3 protein-coding genes are annotated in these 2,316 nt (G+C 29.7%); 2 read left to right on the forward strand and 1 reads right to left on the reverse strand.

The window, feature by feature from the left end; all coding sequences use genetic code 11:
* Nucleotides 1-251, reverse strand: a 251-nt coding sequence (locus tag ABFR62_14105; GenBank protein ID MEN8139550.1) for a hypothetical protein, incomplete at its 3' end; no start/stop codon positions are given.
* 359 nt (nt 252-610) lie between these two features.
* Here ABFR62_14105 and ABFR62_14110 point away from each other — a divergent pair.
* Together ABFR62_14110 and ABFR62_14115 are read left to right on the forward strand one after the other, a co-directional pair.
* The gene (locus ABFR62_14110) at nt 611-1,438 is read left to right on the forward strand and encodes a hypothetical protein (GenBank protein MEN8139551.1); all 828 of its coding nucleotides are present in this window, start codon (nt 611-613) and stop codon (nt 1,436-1,438) included.
* A 25-nt stretch (nt 1,439-1,463) separates the two neighbouring features.
* On the forward strand, nt 1,464-2,315 hold the full coding sequence (locus ABFR62_14115; GenBank protein ID MEN8139552.1) for a hypothetical protein: 852 nt from the start codon (nt 1,464-1,466) through the stop codon (nt 2,313-2,315).
* Nucleotide 2,316: the final 1 nt, after the last annotated feature.

The following is a 2,316-nucleotide window of genomic DNA, read 5'->3' on the forward strand; positions in this document are numbered from 1 at the left end:
AATGACTCTAGTTTTTGCAGGTATTTTTTTGGTGTGGATCCTTTGACCGGAATAAGCGATATTAAATACCCTGCTTTTTCTTCAAATTCAGAAAACTTACTCTCGGGCATACCTCTTTCAAGCACCAGAGAAATAGCCTTCTTCAGGCTTTCAATCTTATACTTTTTATACTCCTCTTCGGAGTAATCCTTGCTAAGACTATCAATATCTTCAAGAAGCTTACCTCTTATACCGCTATTGTCAAAATTCATATTTTAAATTATTTCTTTCTTAGGCTGAATATAATATTATTTAGGAAAAAGTACATCATATTACTTAATCCTTTACAAGTATTACTTTTCACTGCAATATTTACTTGTCTCATAAATAAAATGCATTATTTATTACATGCCATGTAAGTAATACTTAGCTTTTTGATTACATTATGTAATTACATTTTTTTAACGCAAATCATTAAACACCTAACAGTATGCGCATTACATTATTTAATTTATAATAAGTCATTTTTTGTTTCCATCTCACAAACAAAAGCTATATCTATGTATACCCATTATGCAAATCGCATATTATTAAGTAACTAATATTAATTAAAAATTAACTAATCTAAATTATGAAAAAAATCTTGTTATTATTTACAATTTTCACATTGTCAATACATTCCAATGCACAGGATGTGAAGATTAAAAAAGACAACATTCTGGTTGACAAAGTAAAAATCGGGTCAATAGAAAAAAAAGGAAATTGGCTCATGGGAACTACTTATTACGTAAAAAACAATAATGGTGATCGGGTGTTCACGTTTTCTAAAAAATATGCAAATTCTGTCTTGTACCCCGAGCTTATTAAATATGGATTTGATGCTCTAATATTTGAAGATAATTCTTTCATTGCTATTTCAGATGAAAAATATTCGCAAGATGATGAGGAAATTGCTGAATATATTGTTAAATATGGTCTGCTTGACGAAAAAGGGGTAAACAAAGAGTCTGTCCTGAAACTAATTTCAAATTCGGATACTGTTACCGGTTCAATTAAATCTACTTTAGAAAAAGAATCTGTACTTCGTAAGGATATAGATTTTCAAGTTGCCCGGGTAAGCAAAAATTATGCAGTTTTTATTCATAAAACTAATAAATACAATGACCAGAAATTAGTATATGATATTTATCAATTTGATAGTTTGGAAAATGATCATAATGATAAAACACTTATAGGTTATGCCGAACAAAAACAAGATAGTGAAGGCAAGTCTTCTTACACATTATTTAACTCTAAGGGAGTTCCTTTAGCGTATTTCACTTCCGGACTTAACGGATCCAGGTATTTTCATTTCAAACCCGGAAAAGAGGTTAAAAGATTTGGGATCAACAGTAACTCCAGTGCTGAGGTAGCAATAGAAACTATGGCACTAGACCTTATAAGATACGATAACCTATAATTATTTTAAGAAAAAACATATAATCATGAATAAAGTATTATTAGTATTCATGGCATTTTTTATGATGTCAATTAGCTCGAATGCCCAGGAAATAAAAGTAAAAAAAGGAAATATACTTGTAGATAAAGTTAAAATAGGATCCTTAGAAAAAGGAGGAAGTATGTTGCTTAGGTCTTATGCCGTTAAAGATAATAATGATAGCACTGTATTTGTTTTAAAGAAAGACATGGCAAATTCATTATTGTATGCCGATGATAAGACTTATGTATATTATTCAGTAACATTTAGCGATGGAAGAAAAATAGGTATAGAGGATGATAAATTCGTTGCCAAAAAAGATAAAGTAGCGAAGTATTTAGTCGACAATAAATTATTGGACGAAAATGGAGTAAATCAAAGTTCTATTGATGAGTTGATTTCAAAATCAGATACCGTTAAAAAATCGGTAAATGAAATCCTAAAACAAGAACTCCAAACTCTAAGCAATAAAGATTACATTGTAGCAAGACCAAGTATAGACTACCCTATCTATATAGAAGCAGAAAAAATGAACCCGGATAATAGTGTAATTTCAGGGTTTTCCACAAAATCATATAAGTATAACATTTTCCAATTAAGGAATGATAAAAACGATGTAAGAGATAAAGTTTATATTGGATATGCCTATAGAGAATATAACGATGATGGTTTTGGAGACAAAAATTATATTATCTATAATTCAAAAGATGTACCTCTTGCTAAATGGTCACCTCCATTTAGATATGTTGAATACGGGCCTAAGAAAAAGAAGGATAAGAGTGTTTTAGAAAGCGAAAAAAATGCAAAAACAATCGTTACTATAATGGCAACATCTTTAATAAAAGAGCATAAGCTTTAAC

The sequence above is a fragment of the Bacteroidota bacterium genome, assembly GCA_039714315.1.
GTDB lineage: Bacteria > Bacteroidota > Bacteroidia > Flavobacteriales > JADGDT01 > JADGDT01.

Coding starts and splice junctions, on each gene's coding strand:
- ABFR62_14110 (MEN8139551.1), top strand. CDS start 611: ATGAAAAAAATCTTGTTATTATTTACAATTTTCACATTGTCAATACAT.
- ABFR62_14115 (MEN8139552.1), top strand. CDS start 1,464: ATGAATAAAGTATTATTAGTATTCATGGCATTTTTTATGATGTCAATT.